Genomic DNA, 262 nt, shown 5'->3' on the forward strand with positions numbered 1-262 from the left:
AAACAAATGGCGCGAGACGGAATCGAACCGCCGACACATGGAGCTTCAATCCATTGCTCTACCAACTGAGCTACCGAGCCTACCTATTGCGGGAGCAGGATTTGAACCTACGACCTTCGGGTTATGAGCCCGACGAGCTACCTAGCTGCTCCATCCCGCGCTATTCCTACTAAGGAGGATGTGGGATTCGAACCCACGCACGCTTTTACACGCCTGACGGTTTTCAAGACCGTTCCCTTCAGCCAGACTTGGGTAATCCTCC

General features: G+C 54.2%; 3 tRNA genes. All 3 read right to left on the bottom strand.

Annotation, left to right across the window (positions count from 1 at the left end):
* Positions 1-7: 7 nt before the first annotated feature.
* A tRNA-Phe gene (locus tag HMPREF2963_RS06620) sits at positions 8-80 on the bottom strand.
* Positions 81-86: 6 nt separating this feature from the next.
* A tRNA-Met gene (locus tag HMPREF2963_RS06625) sits at positions 87-160 on the bottom strand.
* Between the two features lie 12 nt (positions 161-172).
* A tRNA-Ser gene (locus HMPREF2963_RS06630) sits at positions 173-262 on the bottom strand.

The organism is Streptococcus sp. HMSC067A03, from assembly GCF_001814295.1.
Classification (GTDB): Bacteria; Bacillota; Bacilli; order Lactobacillales; family Streptococcaceae; genus Streptococcus; species Streptococcus constellatus.